At 60.3% G+C, this 25,003-nt stretch carries 26 protein-coding genes; 20 read left to right on the top strand and 6 right to left on the bottom strand.

Annotation, left to right across the window (positions count from 1 at the left end; all coding sequences use genetic code 11):
* Positions 1–3: 3 nt before the first annotated feature.
* The 5 genes from HMPREF2932_RS05010 (at position 4) to HMPREF2932_RS04990 (ending at position 3,743) form a co-directional block, all read left to right on the top strand.
* The gene (locus HMPREF2932_RS05010; protein WP_046648163.1) at positions 4–582 is read left to right on the top strand and encodes an ATP adenylyltransferase; all 579 of its coding nucleotides are present in this window, start codon (positions 4–6) and stop codon (positions 580–582) included.
* Positions 575–1,201, top strand: coding sequence for a phosphatidylinositol phosphate synthase (pgsA, locus tag HMPREF2932_RS05005; protein ID WP_046648162.1), 627 nt, complete (start codon positions 575–577; stop codon positions 1,199–1,201). Before HMPREF2932_RS05010 ends, pgsA begins: the two co-directional genes overlap by 8 nt.
* A 63-nt stretch (positions 1,202–1,264) precedes the next feature.
* On the top strand, positions 1,265–2,167 hold the full coding sequence (locus tag HMPREF2932_RS05000) for a phosphatidylinositol mannoside acyltransferase (protein ID WP_071409734.1): 903 nt from the start codon (positions 1,265–1,267) through the stop codon (positions 2,165–2,167).
* A 16-nt stretch (positions 2,168–2,183) separates the two neighbouring features.
* Positions 2,184–3,284: a glycosyltransferase family 4 protein gene (locus HMPREF2932_RS04995; RefSeq protein ID WP_071409733.1), complete on the top strand. Its 1,101-nt coding sequence runs from the start codon at positions 2,184–2,186 to the stop codon at positions 3,282–3,284.
* Positions 3,285–3,743, top strand: a complete 459-nt coding sequence (locus HMPREF2932_RS04990; RefSeq protein ID WP_071409732.1) for a LemA family protein — start codon at positions 3,285–3,287, stop codon at positions 3,741–3,743.
* Here HMPREF2932_RS04990 and HMPREF2932_RS04985 read toward each other — a convergent pair.
* On the bottom strand, positions 3,728–4,837 hold the full coding sequence (locus tag HMPREF2932_RS04985; RefSeq protein WP_246818627.1) for a DUF2029 domain-containing protein: 1,110 nt from the start codon (positions 4,835–4,837) through the stop codon (positions 3,728–3,730). The genes HMPREF2932_RS04990 and HMPREF2932_RS04985 overlap by 16 nt on opposite strands.
* A 130-nt stretch (positions 4,838–4,967) precedes the next feature.
* Positions 4,968–5,450 carry a DUF3817 domain-containing protein gene (locus tag HMPREF2932_RS04980; RefSeq protein WP_070516922.1) on the bottom strand — a complete coding sequence of 161 codons (483 nt, stop codon included), beginning with the start codon at positions 5,448–5,450 and terminating at the stop codon, positions 4,968–4,970.
* Between the two features lie 118 nt (positions 5,451–5,568).
* On the opposite strand from HMPREF2932_RS04980, the gene HMPREF2932_RS04975 reads away from it, so the two are divergent.
* The gene (locus HMPREF2932_RS04975) at positions 5,569–6,432 is read left to right on the top strand and encodes an acyl-CoA thioesterase (RefSeq protein WP_071409730.1); all 864 of its coding nucleotides are present in this window, start codon (positions 5,569–5,571) and stop codon (positions 6,430–6,432) included.
* A gap of 129 nt (positions 6,433–6,561) precedes the next feature.
* Positions 6,562–7,317, top strand: a complete 756-nt coding sequence (locus HMPREF2932_RS04970; protein WP_071409729.1) for a YebC/PmpR family DNA-binding transcriptional regulator — start codon at positions 6,562–6,564, stop codon at positions 7,315–7,317.
* 5 nt (positions 7,318–7,322) lie between these two features.
* Here HMPREF2932_RS04970 and HMPREF2932_RS04965 read toward each other — a convergent pair whose 3' ends face one another.
* On the bottom strand, positions 7,323–8,018 hold the full coding sequence (locus tag HMPREF2932_RS04965; protein WP_084738989.1) for a nitroreductase: 696 nt from the start codon (positions 8,016–8,018) through the stop codon (positions 7,323–7,325).
* A 140-nt stretch (positions 8,019–8,158) separates the two neighbouring features.
* On the opposite strand from HMPREF2932_RS04965, the gene ruvC reads away from it, so the two are divergent.
* The 11 genes from ruvC (at position 8,159) to HMPREF2932_RS04910 (ending at position 21,598) form a co-directional block, all read left to right on the top strand.
* A complete protein-coding gene (gene ruvC / locus HMPREF2932_RS04960; RefSeq protein ID WP_071409728.1) occupies positions 8,159–8,770 on the top strand; it encodes a crossover junction endodeoxyribonuclease RuvC in 612 nt (203 codons plus the stop codon).
* 39 nt (positions 8,771–8,809) lie between these two features.
* The gene (gene ruvA / locus HMPREF2932_RS04955; protein ID WP_049154891.1) at positions 8,810–9,418 is read left to right on the top strand and encodes a Holliday junction branch migration protein RuvA; all 609 of its coding nucleotides are present in this window, start codon (positions 8,810–8,812) and stop codon (positions 9,416–9,418) included.
* A 15-nt stretch (positions 9,419–9,433) separates the two neighbouring features.
* Entirely contained in the window at positions 9,434–10,519 is a 1,086-nt protein-coding gene (gene ruvB / locus HMPREF2932_RS04950) for a Holliday junction branch migration DNA helicase RuvB (RefSeq protein WP_049154902.1), read from the top strand.
* A gap of 51 nt (positions 10,520–10,570) precedes the next feature.
* A complete protein-coding gene (yajC, locus tag HMPREF2932_RS04945) occupies positions 10,571–10,903 on the top strand; it encodes a preprotein translocase subunit YajC (protein WP_070679724.1) in 333 nt (110 codons plus the stop codon).
* A 246-nt stretch (positions 10,904–11,149) separates the two neighbouring features.
* Positions 11,150–12,946 (top strand): protein translocase subunit SecD, encoded by a 1,797-nt coding sequence (gene secD / locus HMPREF2932_RS04940; protein WP_198531101.1) that lies wholly within the window; start codon positions 11,150–11,152, stop codon positions 12,944–12,946.
* 2 nt (positions 12,947–12,948) lie between these two features.
* On the top strand, positions 12,949–14,112 hold the full coding sequence (gene secF / locus HMPREF2932_RS04935) for a protein translocase subunit SecF (RefSeq protein WP_070679730.1): 1,164 nt from the start codon (positions 12,949–12,951) through the stop codon (positions 14,110–14,112).
* Positions 14,113–14,115: 3 nt separating this feature from the next.
* The gene (locus HMPREF2932_RS04930; RefSeq protein ID WP_084738987.1) at positions 14,116–15,726 is read left to right on the top strand and encodes an ABC transporter substrate-binding protein; all 1,611 of its coding nucleotides are present in this window, start codon (positions 14,116–14,118) and stop codon (positions 15,724–15,726) included.
* Complete coding sequence (locus HMPREF2932_RS04925) at positions 15,723–16,277, top strand: adenine phosphoribosyltransferase (protein WP_046648146.1); 555 nt, start codon at positions 15,723–15,725, stop codon at positions 16,275–16,277. Before HMPREF2932_RS04930 ends, HMPREF2932_RS04925 begins: the two co-directional genes overlap by 4 nt.
* A 34-nt stretch (positions 16,278–16,311) precedes the next feature.
* A complete protein-coding gene (locus tag HMPREF2932_RS04920; protein WP_049154885.1) occupies positions 16,312–18,609 on the top strand; it encodes a RelA/SpoT family protein in 2,298 nt (765 codons plus the stop codon).
* Between the two features lie 194 nt (positions 18,610–18,803).
* A complete protein-coding gene (locus tag HMPREF2932_RS04915) occupies positions 18,804–20,939 on the top strand; it encodes a bifunctional metallophosphatase/5'-nucleotidase (RefSeq protein WP_070679732.1) in 2,136 nt (711 codons plus the stop codon).
* A gap of 101 nt (positions 20,940–21,040) precedes the next feature.
* Entirely contained in the window at positions 21,041–21,598 is a 558-nt protein-coding gene (locus tag HMPREF2932_RS04910) for a DUF421 domain-containing protein (protein ID WP_180963910.1), read from the top strand.
* Between the two features lie 302 nt (positions 21,599–21,900).
* Here HMPREF2932_RS04910 and HMPREF2932_RS04905 read toward each other — a convergent pair whose 3' ends face one another.
* The 3 genes from HMPREF2932_RS04905 to HMPREF2932_RS04895 form a co-directional block, all read right to left on the bottom strand.
* Positions 21,901–22,152: a hypothetical protein gene (locus tag HMPREF2932_RS04905; protein WP_046648585.1), complete on the bottom strand. Its 252-nt coding sequence runs from the start codon at positions 22,150–22,152 to the stop codon at positions 21,901–21,903.
* Positions 22,153–22,197: 45 nt separating this feature from the next.
* Entirely contained in the window at positions 22,198–22,602 is a 405-nt protein-coding gene (locus HMPREF2932_RS04900; protein ID WP_070679734.1) for a hypothetical protein, read from the bottom strand.
* 288 nt (positions 22,603–22,890) lie between these two features.
* Positions 22,891–23,751, bottom strand: coding sequence for a peptidylprolyl isomerase (locus HMPREF2932_RS04895; RefSeq protein ID WP_070679737.1), 861 nt, complete (start codon positions 23,749–23,751; stop codon positions 22,891–22,893).
* 106 nt (positions 23,752–23,857) lie between these two features.
* On the opposite strand from HMPREF2932_RS04895, the gene tpx reads away from it, so the two are divergent.
* Together tpx and HMPREF2932_RS04885 are read left to right on the top strand one after the other, a co-directional pair.
* On the top strand, positions 23,858–24,355 hold the full coding sequence (gene tpx, locus HMPREF2932_RS04890) for a thiol peroxidase (RefSeq protein WP_070679740.1): 498 nt from the start codon (positions 23,858–23,860) through the stop codon (positions 24,353–24,355).
* Positions 24,355–24,999: an MBL fold metallo-hydrolase gene (locus HMPREF2932_RS04885; RefSeq protein ID WP_049154568.1), complete on the top strand. Its 645-nt coding sequence runs from the start codon at positions 24,355–24,357 to the stop codon at positions 24,997–24,999. Before tpx ends, HMPREF2932_RS04885 begins: the two co-directional genes overlap by 1 nt.
* The last annotated feature ends 4 nt before the right edge of the window (positions 25,000–25,003 follow it).

The raw sequence follows: 25,003 nt of genomic DNA, 5'->3' as shown, positions 1-25,003 counted from the left end.
AGAGTGGGAGAGTACGTCGATACCGGCCTGGGAACGCCCGACCGCTTAGAGCGCCTGTGGGCGCCGTACCGCATGAGCTACATCAAGCGTGAGGGCGGCGCCGGCGACGTGCCGAAGAAAGCCCACAATCCGTTCGTGGAGATTCCGCAGATGTCGGACGAGGACGGGCTCATCGTGGCCCGCGGCGAGCTTGTCTACTGTGTGCTCAACCTCTATCCCTATAACGCTGGGCACATGATGGTCATTCCGTACCGTCAAGAATCTGAGCTGGAAAACCTTACCGAGGAGGAATCCCGTGAGCTCTTCCAGTTTGCCCAAGCAGCTATCCGGGTTCTCAAGAAGGTCTCCGGCCCCGATGCCGTCAACGCTGGATTCAATCTGGGGCGCGCCTCCGGTGGATCGGTGGGGCAGCACCTGCACATGCACATTGTTCCGCGCTGGAGCGGGGACTCTAATTTCATGACTATCGTGGACGGCGTCAAAGTGCTGCCGCAGCTCCTCAAGGACACCCGCTCCCTGCTGGCGCAGGGGTGGGCGGAGCTCGCCGCCGAGGGAATCATCTTAGGAGAAGCGCATGCTTAGTGTTCATGGGCGCAAGCCCGCCGCCGTGGTTGTGGTCCCAGTGGCCAAGCTCTTCCTCAAGATGGGCCTGACTCCCAATATCGTCACCATCGTGGGGACGATTGTCACCATTGCTATCTCGGTCATCCTCATCCCGCTCGACCACCTTTTCGCCGCAGCGCTACTCTCGGGGCTTTTCGCAGCCTTCGACATGCTCGACGGCACCATGGCACGCCTGACTACGGGCGGTTCCAACTTCGGAGCTACTCTCGACGCCTCCTGTGACCGCATTACCGACGGCGCATTGTTCGCAGCGATTGCCTTTTGGATGGTGTACGTCGACAATGCTCACCCGCTTAACTTCGCCGCCTGCATGGTGGTGCTCGTGAGCTCCCAGGTCATTTCCTATGTCAAGGCGCGCGGTGAGGCCTCCGGCTTTAAGATGGTCGGCGGACTCGTCGAGCGCCCCGAGCGCCTGATTCTGGGCCTCGGCGGCGTGGGTCTGGAGGGACTGGGGGTTCCTTATGCCCTAGAAGTCTCGCTCTGGCTCCTAGCTGTCGGTTCTGTCTTCACCATTTACCAGCGCATGCGCCAAGCGGCGCGCCAGGACACTAAAGCGCGTTTCAAGAAGGATCTTTAGCCTAAGTAATCGCTCCGCTCAGCCGGCACCCGACCCCGGCCCGCACAGAAAGGCTTCTCAACCGTGGCTCTAGTGGATCGTGAACGCCTGACGGCCGCCGCGTACATCGCGTGTTGGAAAGTTGTACGTTTTCTTCCGCAACCGCTGGCAGCCTGGTTGTTTGAGCGCGGCGCGGATGTGGCCAGCGACAATGGAAAGGGCATGGAGCAGCTGCGCCGAAACCTCAGCCGCGTGGTGGGCGCCGAAAACGTGACGCGCGAGCTGGTGCGTGACTCGATGCGTTCCTACATGCGTTACTGGCTCGAGGCCTTTCGCCTGCCTGCCATCCACTCGGACCCCGAGTTGCAGAAACGTCTATTGGCAGGGCTGCGCGGCAAGGAGCACGCGGACGCCTCAGTGGCATCGGGCCGCGGGGTGATCTTCGCCCTTCCGCACTCCGGCAATTGGGACATGGCGGGTGTCTTCTGCGTGGGGCATTATGGCAGATTCACCACCGTGGCCGAGCGCCTAAAACCCGAGGCGCTTTTCGACGCTTTTGTGGACTACCGCGAGAGCCTTGGCTTTACCGTCCTGCCGCTGACCGGCGGAAGTTCCTCGCCTTTTCCGCGTTTGAAAGACACCCTGGAGCGCGGTGGCGTGGTGTGTTTATTGTCCGAGCGTGACCTCACACGCACTGGTGTGCCGGTAGACTTCATGGGCGAAGAAGCCAACGTTGCGGCAGGCCCCGCCCAACTCGCCATCGAGACGGGAGCGGCCCTCCACGTGGTGCACTCGTGGTTCGATGGTAAGGAATGGGGCTTGTCCGTCAGCCCCGAGGTGGAAGTTACCACTCTTCACGAGACCTGCCAGCGGCTCGCAGAAGGCTTCGCAGAAAACATCCGAGCGCATCCAGAGGATTGGCACATGCTGCAGCCGCATTGGAACGCCGACGTAGAACGTCGGCGGGCGGCGCGCGCGAAGAAATAGAAAGACAGAACACATCATGCGGATCGGTATCATCTGCCCCTATTCCTTCGACGAACCTGGCGGCGTTCAGGCCCACATCCTTGACTTGGCTACTGTTTTTATTGAACAGGGCCATTATGTGGAGGTGCTGGGGCCGGCGTCGGCAAGCACGCAGGTCCCCAGCTTCGTGCGCAAGGGAGGCTGGGCGGTGCCGATCACCTATAACGGATCTGTGGCCCGCCTGTCCATCGGCCCGCACCTGCGCCGCAACATCAAGCGCTTCATCCGCGAGGGCAACTTCGATATCCTCCACATTCACGAACCGAACTCCCCAAGCTATTCCATGGCAGCCTTGGCACTGGCGCGCGGGCCGATCGTGGCGACGTACCATGCATCCGCCTCCAGTTCTCTCGCGCTGACCCTAGCTAAGCCTTTCCTGCGCCCATATCTGGAAAAGGTCCGGGGCGGGATCGCGGTCTCGGAGATGGCGCGGCGCTGGCAGGTGGAGCAGCTTGGCGGTGACCCCGTGCTTATCCCCAATGGCGTGGATACCTCCGTGTATGCCCGCGAGCGGGAGCGGGCTGAGCGTGAGCGACGCGATTCGGAGATTGAAATTGTGTTTTTGGGACGCCTCGATGAACCGCGCAAGGGGTTGGACATTCTTCTCGAGGCCCTGACGCTCCTCCCAGAGCCCGTCCGCGTGACGGTCATGGGAGGAGGGCATCCGCGAAGCGCCCCAGGGGTTGAATTCGTGGGCCGGGTTAGCGATGCTGAGAAAGCAGCCATCCTCGGGCGCGCCGATATCTATGTGGCTCCCAATACGGGCGGCGAAAGTTTCGGCATCGTCCTCGTTGAGGCGATGGCCGCCGGCTGCGCGGTCGTGGCTTCAGATTTGGAGGCCTTCGCCGCGGTGTGCAACGTCGATTCGGATACACCCGCCGGTGCTTTGTTCCGTAACGGTGATGCCACGGATCTAGCCCGCGTGCTGCACGATGTGGTGAGCGATTCCGGCAAGCGGCACGCCTTGACCGCAGCGGGAATGGAGAGGGCTCGCGAATACGATTGGGACCATGTGGCCGCAGCCGTAATGCGCGTCTATGAAACGGTAGCGGACGGAACAAAGGTGCGTGTGTCTTAAATGCCGATCGAAGTTGTCATCATCCTTGCTCTGGCGATTGTGCTCGGAATGTGGGCCCTGTACACAGCACAGCGGCTCAACTCCCTCCACATCCGCACCGATGCGGCGTTAGCGCAGTTGGAGTCCACGCTCGACCGCCGTGCGGCGGTCGTGAGCGCGCTGGCGCCGGAGCTCGAGGGCATTGCGGCGCGGGCGGAGTCTACCGACCTAGCACAGGGGAATTTCGATGAGCGTGCCACCCGGGAGCGGGAGTTGTCCGCAGCCATCCAGCAGCGCTTTGAATCACGTCCGGCCTTGCTTGCCGACGCGGAAGGGCGCATTCACCTAGCTCACCGCTTCTACAACGAAGCAGTCAGCGATACTCGTGCGCTGCGGTTGCGCCCCGCTGTCAAGCTGCTGCGCTTGGGGGGAACAGCGAAGCTGCCTGAGTTTTTCGAACTAAGTCAGATCGACATGTGAGCTGCTCGCGCTGCGCGATACTCGAGGCGGTGCCAGTAGAGAGCCAGTACAGCCATGACGAGGATGAGCTGGTTGCGCAGTACAAGGGCATACACCGGGTTGGGGTCCTCACCGACATAGAACCAGATGTAGTCATAGCCATAGGGGTAGATGACGGTTCCCAAAGCCGCTGTTCCCACGGCGAGGACGGCCATGATGGTGCGTACCCCTTTGATATCGGCGGCCCTTTGGCGTTGCCCGCCGGTTGACTTGGGGACGGGGGAGCGAAGCGCCACCGCTAGTATCGGCCCGAGCCACACGATGTACTGCGGGGAGAAGACTTTATTCGTTGCGATGAGAAGCAGAATCGCCGCGATGAAAAAGACCACGGTGGAATGTGGGCTCCAGAACCCCCGTAGAAAGTGCACGAATGCTACGCCCACGAACCACACGAGGGCCGCGCCCGTCGCGATGGTGCTGATAGCGAGTGCCGTGTCGACGCCGGGACCGGAGATCTCATAGCTCTTCGAGGCCGCGTATCCCATCGTCCACACATTAGGATGGCGATGCGCCTGGTACACGAACCACGTAGCGGCTAGAGACTCAATCTGGAGACCGCGCTGACCTTGATACGTCAACGGGGATAGAACCCTATCCACGCTGGTCATCGCTGCTACACCGAGGCACAGGGCAAGAAGGCTTCCAAAGAACGCGGCGAGCCGCCGCCAGGTATCGCGGGAGCTTGCTCTCCCGACGAGCCCCGCAGCGAGGACCCCCGGCCACAGCTTCGCGGCGGTGGCCCACGCCAACAAGGCCGACGCGAGCCGCGGGCGGGTAGCCAGAAGCGCGCCCGCGCAGGCAACCAGCAAGGCAGGATAGAGATCGAGCCGCCACGCGAAGACGTGGCCTGCCGCCGTGCCAAAGAACACCCAAAACCATCCGGCGCTATATGCCCCGGGGTTGGAACGGTGATGACGTAGGAGAAGGGCGAGGAAGGCGCCGTCGGCAAGCAGCACCATTGCCGTAAAGCCGATGGCATAGGCCTCGAAGTCGTCGCCGGTAATCCACGCAAGGAGGATGCTGGGCCAGGTGCCCACCTGGGGATACTCCGTCATGTCACGGGGGTTATCCCCGTATACGCCCGCGAGGTAGTACCGGACATCCCCGAGCGGACCCGTTTCGTTGACCAGTAGGTAGATAAGGAAAAGGCGCGCCAGCACCCATCCAGCCCAGATAGTCGGGACTTTAGCGATTATTTTCAATGGCGGATTCGACGTCGACGGGTGGGCCCAACATGAGAAGGATGCTAAACACTACGGCAACGACGAGCAGCGCGATAAGCGCGGTGCGGACGGGGTGGCGCACGGCCTGGGCTAAGAGCTTGTCGAAGAAACTCTGCGGCTCCGCGTCATCGCTAAACCGCCACGGACCAGCAACGAGCCCGCGCCGCGAAACCCACAGCGCAAAAGGCAATGCTGCGAAGGGAATCACGGTGACGACCAGGCCCAGGATCCCGATGCCCATTGGCCACCGGTTGTTGATCCACACCAGGGCCGTCATGAGCAAAAAGCACAGGAAGCCGAAGCCGTGGATACCTCCCGCAAGTGGGGTGAGTGCTGCGGTGGTGCCCGAGTACTTGAGGATCATCGAGAGGATAAGCAATCCCCACGTGACCATTTCCAGGTAAGCGGCTACGCGGTGCACGCTGTGCGGCGTGGTTGAAGTCATGCGGAATATAGTACGCAACCTCCGGGGGTGGATCAGCACGTGAGTAGGATAGTCGGGGTTAGTGTGGCGGGCGCCATATCGCGGCGAACGCCACAACGCACAAGGAAGGGAGCAAGACATGGCAACGGTGGCCCAGGCGGTCGACCTCGAGCGAATCGGCGACGACGAGTTCCGCGGCCCTGTGGTTCCATCGCTTATTACGCGCACCTTTGGCGGGCAAACCATGGCGCAGGCGCTCCGCGCGGCGCAGCTCACCGTTGACGACAAGTTTGCCCACTCCATGCACTGCTACTTCGTGGGGCCGGGCGATTCTGGCGCTCCCACCACCATTCGGGTCGAGCGGATTAGGGATGGCCGCTCTTTTGCGCACCGACACGTACGGGTCTTTCAAAACGAACGCTTGATCTTCATGCTCAGCGCTGGTTTCCAAGCGCCAGGGGACAGTGGTCCAGAGCACCAAGCAGACATGCCGCAGGTGCCGCCACCGGAGAGTATTAAGGACTCGCCCTATTCCACCCGAATCATCTTGAAAGAGTGGGAAGACTGGGACGTGCGGCTTGTCCCGGATGCGGACCGCGACGCGATTGCCGCGGAAACCACCGGTGCCGGGTTTAGGAATATTTGGTTCCGTAACACTGGTGACTTTCTTACCACTGCCGACCAGTCTCTCCACCAGGCGGCGCTGCTGTATATGTCGGACATGACGCTGATTCGTACAGCATTGCTTCCGCACCAGGGCGAGAGGATTCAGCTAGCCAGCCTGGACCATTCTCTGTGGTTCTTGCGGCCAGTTCGAGTGGATGAGTGGATGTTGTATTCGCAGTCTAGCCCGTCAGCACAAACCGGGACGGGGCTAGCAGAGGGCAAGATCTTCAATCAGCGCGGCGAGCTACTGGCCGTGGCGATGCAGGAGGGCCTGACGCGCATCCTGCATCTGGACGCCGAAGGCTCAAGCGCCAACGGGAATTGGCAAAACGTTTAGCCACCGGGGGTCAGCACCACGGCGTGCGAGACGCACGCGCGGACCCCTGTTCCGGTGGATCCAGGACAAGGCCGTATAATTGCAGCAGTTTCTACAAGCTTTTTATATAGCCACATCGAAAGGGATGACATGGCAGGCCACTCTAAATGGGCAACAACGAAGCACAAGAAGGCGGCGAACGATGCCAAGCGTGGCAAGGAATTTGCCAAGCTGATTAAGAATATCGAGGTGGCCGCCCGCACCGGTGGCGGTGATCCCGCCGCAAACCCAACCCTTGATGACATGATTAGGAAGGCCAAGAAGGCCTCTGTTCCTAACGACAACATTGAGCGCGCCCGCAAGCGCGGCTCCGGCGAAGAAGCCGGCGGTGCCGATTGGGAAACCGTAATGTACGAGGGCTATGGACCGAATGGTGTTGCCATGCTCATCGAGTGTCTGACGGATAACCGCAACCGTGCAGCCACCGATGTTCGTACCGCGATGTCCAAGAACGGCGGCAACCTCGGCGAGTCCGGTTCCGTCGCATACATGTTCGCCCGCACCGGCTTGGTGTTGGTGGAAAAGGGCGAGCTTAGTGAGGACGACGTCCTGCTCGCCGTGTTGGAAGCCGGCGCTGAAGAGGTCAACGACAACGGCGAGAAGTTTGAGATTACCTGTGCACCGGGTGATATCCCCGCCGTGCGCGAGGCTCTCGTTGCCGCCGATATCGAGGTCGATGACACCGATACCGACTTCCGCGCCTCAGTCGAGGTACCGCTACAGGCAGATGATGCCCGCAAGATCTTCCGCCTCATCGACGCTCTTGAGGATTCGGACGATGTCCAGAACGTTTACACCAACATGGACTTGAGCGAAGAGGTCCTCGCCCAGCTGGACGAGGACTAACGCGGCTAGTCGAGCTTGAGGCCATCCATGCCATGAGCAGTTACCGTCTCTGACAGCGGGGCACGGCCCGGGGATGTGTTGAACACAGGGCTGGACTCGTCTGCAATGCCGAAGGTCAGGGCGGTGACAAGCTTGTGCTCCTCGTCCACTCCGAGGAATTCACGGACGGTTGGGGCGAGGAGCGAAATCATGCCTTGCGGGACGCCGTGGTACCCGTGTGCCTCGAGCGAGAGTAAGAAATTCTCTGCATAGGTACCTTGATCAAAGGCAGCGCGGATACGATCGCCCATTGGGGGAATGAAGAGCAGAGCCGTGTGTGGGGCGCCGAAGAAGCGAAGGTTCTCACGGACAAATTCCGTGCGCGCTTCCTTAACCTCGCGCGCAATACCGAGGAGCCCGTACATCTTGGCTGCTAACGCCTGCGAGCGCTGCGGGTGAACGCCTTGACCGTAGTCGATCGTGAAATCCGGATTGATTCCACTCTTATCGAACTCAGCAATGAGAGCCGCGCTCAAGTCCTGCAATGCCGTACCGCCAACCAGGTGCACATTCCAGGGTTGGGTATTGGAGTTGGAGGGGGCGGATTGGGCGTCGATCAGCACCTGTTCTATAACCTCTGCGGGGATGGGGTCCGGAAGGAACGCGCGCGCGGAATGGCGGGAACGAATGAACTCAGAAAAGCCATTAGGATGTTGAGACATGCGCGCCACTCTACGCCCCACAATCTGAGGGAGTGTATTCGGCTCGGGGGACTGCCTGCACTAGAACACATGTGTGTACACTGTTTCTAGATAAACGAGTGGTTGTATAGGGTGAGAATAAAAAGGGCGAGGAGGCAGCCGTGAACTTGGAGGGGTTGCGCGTCATGGGGATTGATCCCGGTCTGACGCGTTGTGGCCTGTCTGTTGTCCAAGCCGGACGTGGGCGCGCGGTCATTCCCATCGCCGTGGGCGTCGTCCGTACGCCCAGTGACAAGGATCTGGGAGAGCGCCTTAAGCGGCTGTCAGTCGCGGTCCGGGAATGGATGGATGACTATAAGCCGGATGTCGTGGCGCTCGAGCGCGTATTCGAACGCGGTCAGGTGTCAACCGTGATGCAGACCGCGCACGCAGTCGGCGTCTTGGTGCTTGCAGCCGCAGAGCGCGACATCCCAGTACACATGTACACCCCTTCGGAGGTGAAGAAGGCGGTGTCGGGCAACGGGCGCGCTGATAAGAAGCAGATGACCGCCATGATCACCCGCATTCTGGGGCTCAGCGAGGCGCCCAAGCCAGCGGACGCTGCGGATGCCTTGGCCCTTGCCGTCTGCCACTGCTGGCGTGCGCCGGCCCTGGCATGGATGAGCGGGGGTGATCCGAGTGCTGGCGTGGGGGCTGGGGCACGAACGAGCGGTGTGCGCGGCACCTCACCACGCACCGCGTCCGTCTCTCGGGCGGCGAAGACGACCTCTTAAGCTATGTGGTACATCCACTCGAACCAAGGAACCTAAGTAATGATTGCATCTTTGCGCGGAACTGTCCTCGACATCCAGCTTGACCATGCCGTGCTCGAATGCGCCGGCGTGGGATACAAGGTGCTGGCCACCCCAGCCACGCTGGGCACGCTCCAGCGTGGTGAGGAAGCCCGAGTCATGACCACGCTCGTGGTGAAAGAAGATTCGATGACGCTGTACGGGTTCACCAGCCAGGATGACCGCGACATGTTTCACGTCCTCCAGACGGTCTCTGGGTTGGGGCCCAAACTGGCGCTGGCCGCGTTGTCCGTGATGAGCGCAGGTGATTTAGCCCAAGCAATCGCGGGGGAGGAGGCTGCACGGCTGCAGAAGATTCCGGGGGTAGGAAAGCGCGTGGCGCAGCGCTTGATCCTAGAACTCAAGGACAAGGTGCAGGCGTTTGCGCCCACGGACGGTGCTGATCCTGCGGCCTCCGCCCCTGCGGCTGCCGGCCCCGTGGTGGAGGATGTCGTTGAGGCGCTCATTGGGCTGGGCTTTACAGACAAGATGGCTCGTCCGGTGGTGGAATCGGTAGTGGCTGAACAGCCCGATGCAGCGACGCCGGTGGTGCTGCGGGCAGCGCTGAGCCAACTGGGCGCGAAAAAATAGGGGAGAGTGGGTGACATGTCAGACGTAGAACGCACTGAGTTTAAGCTGCCGGAGGGGATGGATCTGAGCTCGCCTCCGCAGCGAAACCAGGATGTGGACGCCACCGAACAGCAAGGCGAGCACGATATTGAGCGCTCGCTGCGCCCGAAATCCCTTGATGAATTCATCGGCCAGCCCAAGGTGCGCGAACAGCTATCGCTCGTGCTCAATGGTGCGAAGAACCGCGGGGTAACCCCGGACCACGTGTTGCTATCTGGACCGCCTGGACTTGGTAAGACCACGATGGCGATGATTATCGCTCAAGAGCTGGGAAGTTCCCTGCGAATGACGTCCGGCCCCGCACTGGAGCGGGCCGGAGACCTGGCCGCGATGCTGTCGAACCTCATGGAAGGTGACGTGCTCTTCATCGACGAGATTCACCGCATCGCCCGTCCCGCGGAAGAAATGCTGTACATGGCAATGGAGGATTTCCGCATCGATGTCATCGTGGGCAAGGGCCCGGGGGCGACCTCCATCCCGCTGGAAATCCCACCTTTTACTCTGGTGGGAGCGACGACGCGCGCGGGCATGCTGACTGGTCCGTTGCGTGATCGCTTCGGTTTCACTGCGCAAATGGAGTATTACGATACCGAGGATCTCACCCGGGTGATTACCCGAGCAGCGCGAATCTTGGAGGTTGATATCGACCAGGATGCCGCGGTGGAGATTGGCTCCCGATCGCGCGGGACGCCGCGTATTGCCAACCGGCTGTTGCGTCGTGTGCGCGACTATGCCGAGGTCAACGGAGATGGGCACATTAATGTGGCAGCTGCCCAGGCAGCGCTGCGGGTCTTCGACGTTGATGAACGTGGGCTGGACCGTCTTGACCGCGCGGTGCTCGAGGCACTCATTAAAGGACACGGTGGTGGCCCCGTGGGAGTCAATACGTTGGCCATTGCAGTGGGTGAGGAACCGTCAACCGTGGAAGAGGTCTGCGAACCCTACCTTGTGCGGGCCGGAATGATCTCCCGCACCGGGCGTGGCCGTGTTGCCACGGCAGCGGCCTGGCAACACCTAGGGCTTGAGGCGCCCGAAGGAACTGTCGGCGGCACGCTCTTTTAATCCTCCCGGCAATTGGCCGGGAGACGGGCAGGTCTGGCACACTGGCCTTTTATGAACGGAACCCAACTTATTCTTCTCCTTGTTCTGGCCGTCCTCGTCATTTTGCCGAGCTTTATGTCCATGCGCGCGCAGCGCAAGCGCCAAGCGCAGATGAAGGAGCTCCAAGCCTCGTTGCGACCAGGCTCAGACGTGATTACGGCCGGTGGCCTGCACGGAACCGTGGTGGAGGCCCGCGGTGAACAGGTTGATTTGCGAGTCAAGGACGGCACGGTGATGACCTTCGACACCATGGCCATCGTGCGCTCCGCGGAGCCGATTGCTTCCCAGAACGAAGCAGCGGCTGAGCCGGAGGAGGGTGAGGACGAACGCTTTCCGAAGCTCTAAAACAAGTTGCACTCGTCACACTGCGGGTGCCTCACCTTAAACCTGTTAAGGATTATGCCGGTCCATGACGTACGATGATGGACTGTGCTTTAGTCATGGTGGCGCCGCGACACTCAGCACGTGCGTGGCAGTGGCTGCCATGACCCATGATTTTTAGCCCTGTTCCTCACAACACAGGAGATCTTTGTGTCCGCTTCGAAACGTGGTGGCGTTAGCAGCCGTCAACGGCAGTGGCCCAGACGAGCAATGGCGCTCTTTGCGCTCATCGTCATTGTGGTTTACGCCCTTATCTTCTTCACCGGCGATAAATCGCCGACTCCCAAGCTCGGCATTGATTTGCAGGGCGGTACGCGAGTAACCCTCGTTCCGCAGGGCGAAGACCCCACCCAGGATCAGCTGCAGCAGGCACGCAACATCCTGGAGCAGCGTGTCAACGGTATGGGCGTCTCCGGCTCTGAGGTCGTTATCAGCGGCTCTAGCCTGGTCATTACGGTGCCGGGCGAAGACGCTTCCCAGGCGCAGGCTGTAGGCCAAACCTCGCAGCTGCTGTTCCGCCCAGTGGGTGAACAGCCGATGCCGGACTTGGACAAGCTTGAAAAGACCATGACGGATATGGCGAACCGCTGGGTCAAGTATGGCATCGTGGCACCGGAGCAGGCGAATGACGCACTGGCCTCTATCCACGACGCGCTCAACCAGAGTGCTGATGCTGCCCAGGGTGAGGACAAGAAGGAAGAAAACAAGGACGCGAAGAAGTCCCCGGCCCCGACCGTGAGCGAAAAGCCGCTTCCGGAACCGGCAAACTCTCTGGAGGAAACCGAACGTCGCGACCAGGTTAACGAGGTTCTCCTCAAGGACCGCCAGTCCGAGGACCCCACCGTTCAAACCGCGGCCCTGGGCCTGATGCGGTGCGATGCTGATTCCGATCCGCTGGCCGGCACTGACGATCCGGCAAAGCCGCTCGTGGCGTGTGACTACTCGAATCAGCAGCCCTATATCCTGATGCCGGCTCCGCTGCTGGACGGGATTGAGGATCCACACGGTACCCGCCTGACCGGTAACGAAATCGATACCCAATCCCCAATTCAGGGCGGTCTCAACGGCCAAACCGGCCAGATGGAGATCAGCTTCGCGTTCAAGACTGGCGACGGCCCCAACGGCTCTCAGACGTGGTCTACCCTGACCCAGGAGTACCTGCAGAAGCAGGTGGCCATCACTCTTGACTCGGCCGTTATTTCCGCACCGGTTATCCAGGGCGCGACTCCGGTGGGTTCTGCTACGTCCATCACGGGTGATTTCACGCAGGAAGAAGCCCAGAACTTGGCCAACAACCTGCGCTACGGTGCGCTCCCGTTGTCCTTTACGGGCGCTAACGGCGAGCCGGGCGGAACGGTGGAAACCGTGCCTCCGTCACTGGGTAAGGCGGCTCTTGAGGCAGCGCTTATTGCGGGTATCGTCGGCCTGATCTTGGTCTCCCTGTACTCCATGTACTACTTCCGCGCACTGTCCGCTGTGGCCTTGCTGGTGCTCATCGCCACCTGTGTCCTGCTCTATGGTGCTCTGGTTCTGCTGGGCCGCTGGATTGGCTACTCGCTGGACCTGTCCGGCATGGCGGGCTTGGTCATCGGTATTGGCGCCACGGCTGACTCGTTCGTGGTCTACTACGAGCGTATGAAGGATGAGCTCTTGGGCGGCCGCACATTCCGCTCCGCCACCCGCACAGGTTGGCAACGCTCCCGTGCAACGATCGTCACGGGTAAGGCCGTTACCCTGATCGGTTCCGTCGTGGTCTACTTCCTGTCCATCGGTGCGGTCAAGGGATTTGCCTTCACCATGGGACTGACCACGATCTTCGACCTCGTCGTATCCTTCCTGATCATGGCACCGCTCATGCAGCTCCTCGGCAGCCGCCCGGCCTTCGCTAGACCTTCGATGAATGGCCTTGGTGGCATCTACAACCTTGTGGAGGAGCGTCGCGAACGCGGCTTTTATGCCAAACCGGCCAAGAAACCCGTTGCCACTGCTGCGGATGAGGAGAAGTAAACATGGCTGTCGAAACCACTAACCGCAAGATTTCCCGCTTCGACCGTCTCTACGTGGACGGAAGCGGATTCGACTTCGTGGGCAGGGCTAAAACCTGGTACACCATCGCCGGCGTGCTGCTCATCGCGTCCATTTTGGCCATTGCGCTTCGCGGCTTTAACTTGTCCCTCGACTTTGAGGGCGGTACCAAGCTCAACATGCCGGCAGGGGACCTCACCACCGAGCAGGTGGAGGAAACCTTTACGGATGCCACCGGTGTCACACCGGAGCTGGTGCAGATTGTGGGCGCCGGTTCCTCGGAGACATTGGAAATCACCTCCGAGCGCCTGTCCCAGGATCAGGTGAATCAGGCACGCCAGGCCATCTTTGAAGAGTTCCAAGTCAAGGATGAAAACGGCAAGCCCAGCCCGGACGCGATCGGTTCTTCGACGGTCTCGGAATCGTGGGGTGCGTCGATTACCAAGCGAATGGTCATCGCCATGGCGGTCTTCCTGGTGCTCGCCACTATCTACGTGGCGGTTCGCCTGCAGCGTGATATGGCTTTTGCCGCCATCCTCGCCCTTATCTTTGACGGTGTTTTCATTTCGGGTATCTACGCCCTCTTCGGAATTGAGGTTTCACCGGCGGTCATTATCGGCCTGCTGACCGTGCTTACTTTCTCCCTCTACGACTCCGTCATTGTCTTTGACAAGGTCGACGAAAACACGACTGGGCTGGAGGGCCAGCGCAAGAAGACCTATGCCGATCTCACCAACCTAGCCATCAACCAGACCGTGATGCGTTCTATCTCTACCTCGGTCATTTCCGCGCTGCCGATTATCGCCTTGTTCATCGTCGCTGTGTGGCTGATGGGTATCGGTACCCTGCGCGATCTGGCCTTAGTCCAGTTCATCGGCGTTATCGAGGGCGTCTTTTCTTCCATCTTCCTCGCAACGACGCTGCTGGTGACATTGTCGAACCAGCGCAAGAGCGTCAAGAAGCATAACGCTGAGGTCGCCGCTTATCGGGCGGAAGGCGGGGACGCAGACGACGCCGACGATGATTCTCCGAAGCCCGCGCGCACTGTGGTATCCCCGGCAGCAGTTTCCCCATCCACGGCCTCCGAGCAAGCAACGAAGCCGCGCGGCGAAGAGTCCGGTGGCGCGTCCTGGCGCCCTGGGCGCTAAATCGTGCGCGCCTCATCAATCGCGGCACTGCTCGCTGTTGCTCTTACCGTTTCCGCGTGCGGAGCGAAGGAGGACAAGGCAGGCAAGGATGTCCCGCCGCCGCGCTTTGCAGTACTAAGCGACGCCCGAATCGCTACCAGCAATGCGGCTTCTGCCTGGGGCGAAGCTGCGGGCGCCGCACAGCTTGCCAGCCGCGTGTTCCCTGCGTTGTACGTGCCAGGCCCAGCTGGGCAAATGGTTCCGAACTCGGATCTGGCAGATGCTGAGTACGTTCCGGCCGAGAGCGAGGGCGTTGGCGCTCGTGTGGACTTCACGCTCACGGAACAGGCACGCTTTGCCGACGGCGAACCGGTGACGTGCGATGACTACCTTTTGGCATATACCGCCGGGCAGTTGAGCGAAACCTTTGGCTCTCACCTCCCGCTGGCGGAAGACATAGCCGAGATGGAGTGTGCACCGCATAGCAAGAAGTTCACCGTCTGGTTTAACCCAGATGCTGGTTCGCGCTGGCGCTACCTGTTTGGGACGGGCACGGTGGTGCCCGCCCACGCGTTAGCTAAGCGAGCAGGGCTTAGCATGGAGGAGCTCAACGCGGCGCTTCACGCCTACGACGTGACGACCTTGCAGCCTGTGGCGGAGGCGTGGCGCGAGGGGTTTTCTACCGAACCAGGCCGTTTCGATCCCGAGCTACAGATTTCCTTTGGTCCTTACAGCATTGATCGCGTCGAGGACGACGGCGCCATCGTACTCACCGCCAACGACAACTACTACGGCGACAAGCCGTCGCTGAAGGAGATCGTCATGCTGCCGAACACGGCGGATGCGGCTGCATTTGTGGCCTCGGACGAGTTGCGCGTGGCCGAGTCACCTACCGCGGCACCGTCGTGGCTGAATCGGGACGCAGAAGGAAAACCGGTCGACGTTAACTCCGTTGCGGGAGGCATGACCGATACTTTGGTTTTCTCCGAAGCCGGCACCTTCGCGCAGCCGTGGGCACGCGCCGCTTTCGCTGCCTGCGTCGATGCACAACGCATGGCAGAAGTTTCCGCAAAGGAATCCGGCGTGGAGGTACCCGCCGTCTCCGTGCGGACAGTGAGCACCAGTGATTCGGTGGCATCACAAATGGCGTCGCTCACCACAGTCCCTGTAGACACCGCCACTGCTTCCGGCCTCGCTGGCTATACGGTCGGCGTCGGATACCTGGCACCTAACCCGCGCTATAAAGCGATGGTGGAGGAGCTACGCGCAGCCTGCGAACCAGCCGGGATTACGGTGGAGGATCGTTCGGGGGATCGTGTATCCCGTGCCCAACTGGACGCCGACCCCTCGACGGGGTTGCCGGAGATCGACGTCTACCTTGGAGCCGTCGACCCGATGCGGGAGTATTCCGCGCCCGCTGCCAGTGTGAAGAACGCTGCGGCTTTACGCACACTGGAACAAGAGCTTTGGGAGGAGCTGCCGTCTATTCCCATTGCCGCGCAGCCCCGAACCTTCATCGTTGATCGCGCTGTGACTGGCGTGGTGCCCTACACTGGCCCTGCGGGTATCGGGTGGAATCTCGACCGCTGGGGCTATACCCGAAATGAAGCAACCGAAACAAAGGAAGAGTCGTGAGCGAGATTTACGTCGCAGCAGCACAAGCCCTGAAAGACAAGGTGCGCCTTGTCCCGGATTTCCCGGAGGAAGGAATCCTTTTCGAGGACCTGACTCCGGTGTTGGCCGATGCTGAATCCTTCGCCGCCGTTGTCGATGGCTTGGCTGAGGCGTGCAAGGAGCTCGGTGCTGACATGATCGGCGGCCTCGATGCGCGCGGATTCCTGCTGGGTTCAGCCGTAGCGTACAAGTTGGGGGTAGGTATTTTGGCCATTCGCAAGAAAGGCAAGCTGCCGCCACCGGTGCTGACCCAGGAGTACGAGCTGGAATACGGTACCGCCGCGCTGGAAATCCCTAACAGCGGCATCGACATCAAGGGCAAGCGCATTGTGCTTGTCGACGACGTCCTCGCCACCGGCGGCACTCTCCACGGCGCCACCTTGCTCCTGGAGTCCGCAGGAGCAGAGGTCGTGGGCAATGTCGTGGTTCTGGAGGTTCAGGGACTGGAGGGCCGCGAGCGCCTGGAAGGTTCTCCGCTGATTGTGCTCAACCAGATGGGGACAAAGGACTAAGGTTGTATGCCTAAGCTACTTCGCGGAGGCAGACATGACGACTGAAAAGCAGGACAAGACTGCATGGCGGCCAGGCGGCGTCCGCGGCATGTCCGCCCGCCTGGCTCGTTCGCTGACGGGCGGCAGAGTAAAGATCAATCCGGCGCTCGACCCGCTGATGTCCATTCACCGGGAATTTCATCCGAAGGCCGACGCGGAACTACTCAATAACGCCTACACCACGGCACAGCGTCTGCACGAAGGCGTTTTCCGCAAGTCCGGTGAGCCATACATCACGCACCCGCTGGCGGTAGCCACCATCGCCGCGGAGATAGGTATGGACACCACGACCGTCGCAGCAGCGTTGCTGCATGACACGGTGGAGGATACCGACTACTCGCTCGAGGATCTGACTCGTGATTTTGGTCCTGAGGTGGCCCGACTCGTCGATGGTGTTACGAAGCTCGACAAGGTTGCACTCGGCGCCGCTGCGGAAGCGGAAACGATCCGCAAGATGATTGTGGCAATGGCTACTGATCCGCGCGTGTTGGTTATCAAGGTGTGCGACCGTCTCCACAACATGCGCACGATGCGCTTCCTCCCGCCGGAAAAGCAGGCTAAGAAGGCACGCCAGACTCTCGACGTCATCGCGCCGCTGGCTCACCGCCTCGGAATGGCCAGCGTCAAATGGGAGCTTGAGGATTTGGCCTTTGCCATCCTGTACCCGAAGAAGTATGACGAAATCGTACGCATGGTGGCCGACCGTGCGCCCTCGCGCGATCGAGCGCTCAAAGAGATCAAGGCTCAGGTTAGCCAGGCGCTGAAGGCCAACGGCATCGAGGCTGAGGTGATGGGCCGCCCGAAGCATTACTGGTCGATTTACCAGAAGATGATCGTGCGCGGCCGTGACTTTGCGGAAATCTTCGATCTTGTGGGCATCCGTATTCTTGTCGATGACATCAACTCCTGCTACGCAGCCATCGGCGTGGTGCACTCGCTGTACCAGGCTCTTCCAGGGCGCTTTAAGGATTACATTTCTTCGCCGCGCTTCGGCGTGTACCAGTCCTTGCACACCACCGTGATTGCGGCCGGTGGCTCCACTCTTGAAGTGCAAGTGCGCACGCACGAGATGCACTACAACGCTGAGTTCGGCGTGGCGGCGCATTGGCGCTACAAGGAAACTAAGGGCAAGAATTCCGGCCACCAGGAAGAAGTCGACCAGATGGCGTGGATGCGCCAGCTGCTGGATTGGCAAAAGGAAGCAGCAGATCCCAACGAGTTCCTCGACTCCTTGCGCTATGACCTGACCGCCAAGCAGATCTTTGCGTTTACCCCGAAGGGCGACGTGGTTAACCTGCCTGCCGGTTCCACCCCCGTTGACTTTGCCTACGCTGTGCACACCGAGGTGGGGCACAGGTGTATCGGCGCCAAGGTCAATGGCAAACTCGTGGCCCTAGAGTCTGAACTCAAGTCCGGCGACAAGGTGGAAATTTTCACTTCGAAGGATCCGAACGCAGGACCGTCGCGGGATTGGCAGGAGTTCTTGGTGTCGCCCCGGGCGAAGACGAAGGTGCGGCAGTGGTTTGCCAAAGAGCGCCGTGAGGAGCATCTTGAAGCCGGGCGCGATGCCCTGGCCGCTGAGGTTCAGCGCGGTGGTTTGCCCATGCACCGCTTGTTCACCGCCAGCTCGATGAAGCAGGTGGCCGAGCAGCTGCACTATCCCGACGTGGATGCGTTGTACACCGCTATCGGCGCGGGCCACGTATCGGCGCAGCACGTTGCTAATCAGCTCATGGCTCTCTTTGGGGATCAAGATGACGCTGTCGATGCCTTGGCTTCGCGCACCCCGCTGAGTGAGCTGGAGAACTCCCGCGCGCAGCATACGAAGGATTCCGCATCCGGCACCGGCATTCTGGTGGAGGGAAGCCCAGACGTCATGGCCAAGTTGGCGAAGTGCTGCCAGCCCGTGCCAGGAGACGCCATCTTTGGCTTCGTTACCCGCGGCGGTGGGGTGTCTGTGCACCGTGCTGACTGCACCAACGCTGAAAAGCTGAAGTCCGAGCCGGAGCGCATGATGCAGGTGGAGTGGGCCGGTGGGCCGAAGTCTTCTGGTGCTTTCTCCGCAACGCTGCAACTTGAGGCCATCGACCGCCAGGGCCTGCTCTTTGAGCTGACTCGTATCTTCAGCGAGCAGAGCCTCAACGTGCTATCGATGACGTCCAACCGCGGCGATGACCACATCGCGACCGTTCGCTTTACCTTCTCGGTGTCCGATACCAAGCAGCTGGGGCAGCTCATGACGACGCTGCGCAACACCGAGGGAGTCTTCGACGTTTACCGCGTCACCGCCTAGGCGAACTGAGGCCCACGGCTAAACCACCACCCCTCAACCGGGGGGTGTGTGGTTGAACACTGGGTTGCGCAGGGATGAAAACGGGGAAGACACTAGGTGAACCTGCAGGTGGCAGCGTTAGCGAGCCCTGCGCCACCGTGATGGATGCGTTATAAACGCGTGGACAAGATTCCTCTCATCTTCAGGAGTACCACGTGAATTTCCGCCGCTTTGGCCAGCTGTTGGCCGCCACCACAGTCACCGCCGTTGCCGTCTCCGGCGCACCTGCCTTCGCCGCTGAGGCCGACCAGGTGACCTTCTCCGTCACCAACTTCACCGATTTCCACGGCCACCTTGAGCTGGCCGAAAACTTTGATAAAGAAACCGAGGAACTGGTTGGTTACTCCGAGATGGGTGCTGCTCGCATGGCTGCGCTCATTAAGGCCGTCAACAAGGACCAGGAGTACGCCTTGACCTCCTCCGGTGATAACGTTGGCGGTTCCGCTTTCGTGTCTGCGATTTCTGGGGACAAGTACACCAACGAGGCCCTCAATGCTATGAATCTCGATGTCACGGCCGTGGGCAACCACGAGTTCGACAAGGGCACCGATGACCTGATGGGCCGTATCAAGGACCAGTCCAACTTCCCGATCCTGGGCGCCAACGTCACCAAAGATGGCAAGCCCCTGCTCGATGCTTCCTTCGTCAAGGAGGTAGACGGTGTGAAGGTGGGCTTCGTTGGTACCGTCACCGAGAACACCAAGTACAAGGTGTCCGCTGCGTCCATCCCGGGCGTCGAATTCTCCGACCCGGTCGAGGCCACCAATAAGGAAGCCGCCCGTCTGAAAGAGTCCGGCGAGGCAGAGGTGGTTGTGGCGCTCATGCACGAGGACGCCCAGCAGTTCGCTGAGGGCTTCAGCAAGGACGTGGACATCCTCTTCGGCGGTGATACTCACGTCAAGACCCAGGGCGAAATTGCCCGTGACGGCGCATTGCCGCTGTACTGGGCACAGGGCTACGAGTACGGCAAGGTGCTTAACGACGCCGACATCACCTACGACAAGGCCGAGAAGAAGATCACCAAGATTGATCTCAAGCAGTACGATGTGGCCGACGCAGAGGTCTTCTCCCAGCTGCAGGGCCTCGAAGACGACCCCGAGGTAGCTAAGGTCGTCGAGGAAGCAAAGAAGGTAGCGGAGATTGAGGGTGCTAAGACTGCTGGTACCACTGAGAAGGCCATGTACCGCGGTTCTGATGAGGGCAAGGACACCGGTTCCAACCGCGGTGTGGAGTCCACCCTTAACAACTTCATTGCGGAAGGTCAGCGCTACGCTCTAGCCAAGCCGGCGGGCAAGGACATCGAAATTGGCGTCATGAACGCGGGCGGTGTGCGCGCCGACCTCAAGGAAGGTGACGTTACATACCAGGACATCTTTGCTGTTCAGCCTTTCGGAAACTCCGTGATTACCGCTGAGGTCAGCGGAGCTGACTTCATCACCGCACTGGAAAACCAGTGGAAGCCTGGCCAGTCCCGCCCACGTCTGGCTCTAGGCCTGTCCAACAACGTCACCGTTGTCTACGACCAGAAGGCTGAGCAAGGCAAGCGCGTTAAGTCCGTCACCATTAACGGTGAACCGATTGACCCGAACAAGAATTACAGCATTGCTCTGTCCTCCTTCCTCGCATCCAGCGATACGGAAGCAGGCGGCGATGGCTTCTTCGAGCCCGGTTCCATCAAGAACCGCAATGACGTTGGCCACATGGACACCCAGGCGATGATTGACTACATTGCGTCCGGAGAGTCCAAGGTCCGCACCGGCCAGGGTCAGATCGGTGCTCACATTGAGGGGGACCTGAAGCCGGGCAGCGAGATTACCATTGACCTGTCTTCCCTGAACTACTCCAACGCTGAGGAGCCGCAGGCTAAGAAGGTCACCGTTGCACTGGGTGACGCTAAGGCTGAGGAAGACATTGATAACGCAGCACAGCCGGGTGATGAGCAGTTTGGCGAGCGTGGCCGCGCAACCGTCAAGCTCACCATCCCGGAGGGCCTAGAGGGCGAGCAGAAGCTGTCCATCACCACGGATGCTGGTACTAAGGCTGTCCTGCCTATCACCCTTGAGGGCGCGGGTAACGACGAGGACCCGAAGGACCCAGAGAACCCGAAGGATCCGAAGGATAACGGCTCCAACAAGGATGTAGCGTCCTCCGTCGGCCTGGGCGTGGGGATCACCGTGGCCATTGCTGCTGCCATTGCCGCTGTGATTGGCGCTATTAACCTGCCGGCAGGCGCGCTACCGGCTCCGGTACAGCAGATGATTGAGCAGCTGCGCAAGCAGTTCAACATCTAGTCAGTCTCGTTCCTAAAGCCCGCACTGAGGTGCGGGCTTTTCGCATGCGGAAGGTATGGTGGGAAGCTGTGGATACACTGAGGCTATTTGGACGCGAGGCAATGTATCAGCTCGGCATCGAGCCTCACCGCATCCCGGTGGTGATGTTCGCAACGCTGGGCATCTACTTGGCTTTCATGCTCTTGGTCAAGCTTTTCGGTAGTCGGGTGCTGACGTCTATCACGGCCTCAGATGCTGTCATCATCATTATGTTTGGTGCGGTTTCGGGACGCGTCATCGTAGGCAACCCGCCCACGCTTGCCGCCGGCATCATCGGATTGTTTACGCTCATGTTGTTGGAGGCCGCTTTCGGCACCTTCAGACAGCTGGTGAGGTGGTCGAGGTTCATTGACCGAAAACCGGTCCTTTTGGTGTACAAGGGGGAACTGCAAGAGGACAACATGCATTTTGCGCACATCACCGAGAGGGATATCAATTCCGCTGTGCGCAAGGCGGGGCTCGGACGGCGTAGCGACGTCCAGCTTATGATTCTGGAACCGACTGGTCAGATTTCGGTCATCCGCCGTGGCCAGCTTGTCGACGCTTCAGTGTTTAAGGATATCCTCGGCGCCGAGCGCATCGAAGAAGTCGAAGAAGACTCGCAAAAGGATAGCGAATAGATTCTCGCCAGCTGTTAGACCTGCTAACCACTGTGAGGGTTGGAGTCCTGAAGGACGTGCCGAGACACCTTTCTCCATTCCACACGAGAGCGCGAGCCTCATGGGGTGGGGACCAGACTGCCCTACGTGACGAAAACATAGCCCGATCCCCGGGGCGGGAGGGAAAACTTTGGCAACTAAGGCAGCACGTCCAGGGCAGCAGTGTCTAGGGCAGTAACGGTCAAACGGGGGATGGCCAGCCCGCAAAACGAAAAATCTCCTCCGGCGCGTTGAACGCGGGAGGAGACTTACGTGCTTGCGGCTTAGTTGCCAGCGAGCTTGTCGCCGAGACGCAATGCGTCATCCATGGCGCCGATGATGGAGGTGATAACCTTGATCCACTCGCGGATCTCCTTCGGGCTGACGTTGCCCTCATCGTCGGAGGAGAGAGCGAAGAAAGCAGCGGAGGAGCTATCGTTCTCGACCGGAGCAGCGGAAGCAACAGCGGTGCCGGAGAAGGTGATGGTTGCAGCGGTAGCGACGGCAACGAGGGACTTACGGGAGAAGAACTTCATGGTGGAGTGTCCTAATCTTTGGAGAGGGTGGAAAGAGAAACCGAATTACTTCGCGTTAGGAGCGAAGTTCTTCTGGTAGAAGGCGAAGACGGTGCCCAGAGCGCCGATGATGGCGGTGAAGACTGCGATCCAGTCGCGGATCTCAGACGGCTTCATGTCGGTGATGGAGGAACCCTCAGAGTCGTTGGAGGAGGAAGAAGAGGACTCCTCTTCCTTCTCCTTGTCGTTCTCGGACTCGGAGTTGTCGGTCTCCTTGTTGTTGTCCGTGGTGGACTCGGAGTTGTCGGTCTCCTTGTCGTTGTCCGTGGTGGTCTCGGAGTCTGCGGACTCGTTGGTTACGACTGTGGTGTCCTCAGCGGTGTCCTCAGCGGAAGCAACGGACACGCCGGACAGGGAAACGGTTGCAGCGGTAGCGGCAGCAACAAGGGCCTTACGGGAGAAGAACTTCATTCTCGTTCCTTAAGATCTCGGGAATTTCAAAGACCTCACAGATGCTACTGAGACATTGTGCGATTTGCAAGAGATTTGGCAATTAGTTGGTGAGTCTGTGTATCTGCTGGCCGCCGTATGTGAGCTGGGGATATTAAACAGAGGTGCCCGTGGTGGGTGAGTGGTTTGCCAAATGAACTGCTCAAGGCTAAGAAATTCTTAGTACTGGATGGGGTGGGGCGGAGTGATAAAGAAATGGCCCCGCTCGCTGAACGCGAGTGGGGCTAATCACCGTAAAGGGGGTAAAACTTATCCCTCGATGGTTGCCTTGGTGATGCGCACCTCTTCGGCGGGCTCTCCGTCAGACTGTCCATCCTTGACGCCCTTAGCAGCGATAGCGTCGATGGTCTTCTGACCCTTCTCCGTCAAATCACCAAAGTAGGTGTAGGAGGGAGGAAGCGTCGAGTCCTTGTAGTTAATGAAGAACTGCGAACCGTTGGTATCTTCGCCGGCGTTGGCCATCGCGATGGAGCCCTTCGGGTACAGGGCAGGCTGTGCCTTGGCGGCATCGTCAGACTCATCGGTGGGGTACTCGTTGGCAAACTGGAAGCCCGGTCCACCGGCGCCCTGGCCGGTCGGGTCGCCACACTGCAGAACGAAGATGGTGCCATCGGTCATGCGGTGGCACACGGTGTCGTCATAGTACTTCGCCGAAATCATGTCCGTGATTGCGTTGACGGTACACGGAGCCAGGGAGCGGTCGAGGGTCATCTCGATGTCGCCCTGCTTGGTGGCGAAGTTGACGGTCACCTCACCCTTGGCTGGAATGTCCTTGCCGTTAGGCGTAGGCACCTCACGGGAGGCGTCACCTGCTTCTGGGTATTCACACGTTACGGTGTCACCCAGCGGTGTGGCACGCTTGCCGGTCAAAGGCTCGGCGGTGGGGGCTTCGGTTGTGGTCTCCGCGGCCGAGCTCTCCTCGGCCTGAATCTCCTCTTCCTCCGACGAGCGGGTAGCCAAGAACCAGATTCCGCCGACGAGGGCAATAATGACGACGGCTGCCATCACAACAACGCCAAGTGGGCGGCTCTTCTGTTTACGGTCGCGGGACTTCAGCTCGCGATCGAGCTGGTTGAGCGCATCATCCAAGCGCTGGCTGTTAGTAGACACCTATGTTTCCTCCACTGTGGTGGTTCAGAACTTTCGACTCACCTATCCTAACCGCACCGTCCTACATCATGGCGCGGCGCCCCGCGCGTCAGTACGCTTGGGTGCCATGGCTACAACGAATTTTCAGAATGAACCCGTCGAAACCAACGCCGAGCTGCCCAAGGTTGGTGAGGCCCTGCCGGACTTCACCCTTGTCGGTACCGATCTGGCAGAGCTGACCAAGGCAGACTTCGCCGGCAAGCGCCTCGTCGTTTCATGCTTCCCATCCGTCGACACTGGTGTGTGCGCGGCGCAGCTGCGCAAGTTCAACGAGGAGGCGGCTGGACTGGAGAACACTGTTGTTCTTTCTGTCTCCCGCGACCTGCCGTTCGCGCAGGAGCGTTTCTGTGCGGCCGAGGGCATTGAGAATGTCGTCAGCGCCTCTGACTTCCGCTCTGACTTCGCGGATAAGCTGGGCCTCGTGCTAGAGGGCTCCCCACTCAAGGGCCTGTTCGCCCGCGCGGTCATCGTCACGGACGAGGACCACAAGGTGACCTACACCGAGCTGGTTCCGGAGGTCACGACTGAGCCGGACTACGACGCAGCTTTGGCATCTCTCAAGTAATGAGTGCTCCCGAAATCTACGGTTTCGCCGCTGGGCCCTATAAAACCAACACTTATGTGGTGGCTAACGGATCCCGGGCGTTCATCGTGGACCCAGGGATGCACACGCGCGAGAAGCTTGAGCAGCTCGCGCGTGAGAAGTCCTTGGAGTTTGAGGCCGTCGTGCTCACCCACGGCCACATTGACCACACGCGCGATGCCGCCGAGTTTGACCTACCGGTCTACATCCACCCAGATGACGCGTTTATGCTTGTGGATGGCTCCGGTGTGTCCCCCGAATCGCAGATGCTCTTTGCTGCCGCCTCCATGAAGCAGGTGGCGGACCGTCGCGACTTGATCGGCGGAGAAACGTTGAATCTGGTTGGCCTTGAGTTCAAGCTGCTCCATGCACCAGGTCACTCGCCCGGATGCGTCATTCTCGTGGCTGAGGAGGTTGCCCTGACGGGCGACGTGCTGTTTAAGGGTTCCATCGGGCGCACCGACTTGCCGCACTCCGACCACGCCGCGATGCAGCGTTCCTTGCGCGGCCCGGTGTGGGGCCTCGATGACTCCCTTGCTATCTTGCCGGGCCATGGCCCGACCACGACTATGCGTCGTGAACGCGCGACTAATCCGTTTCTACGCGCAGCGGGGGATGTACTCTAAAGGG

The organism is Corynebacterium sp. HMSC074H12, from assembly GCF_001813755.1.
Classification (GTDB): domain Bacteria; phylum Actinomycetota; class Actinomycetes; order Mycobacteriales; family Mycobacteriaceae; genus Corynebacterium; species Corynebacterium hiratae.
Note: the sequence above shows the minus strand (reverse complement) of the source record. Positions and strands in the feature narration are given on the sequence as shown.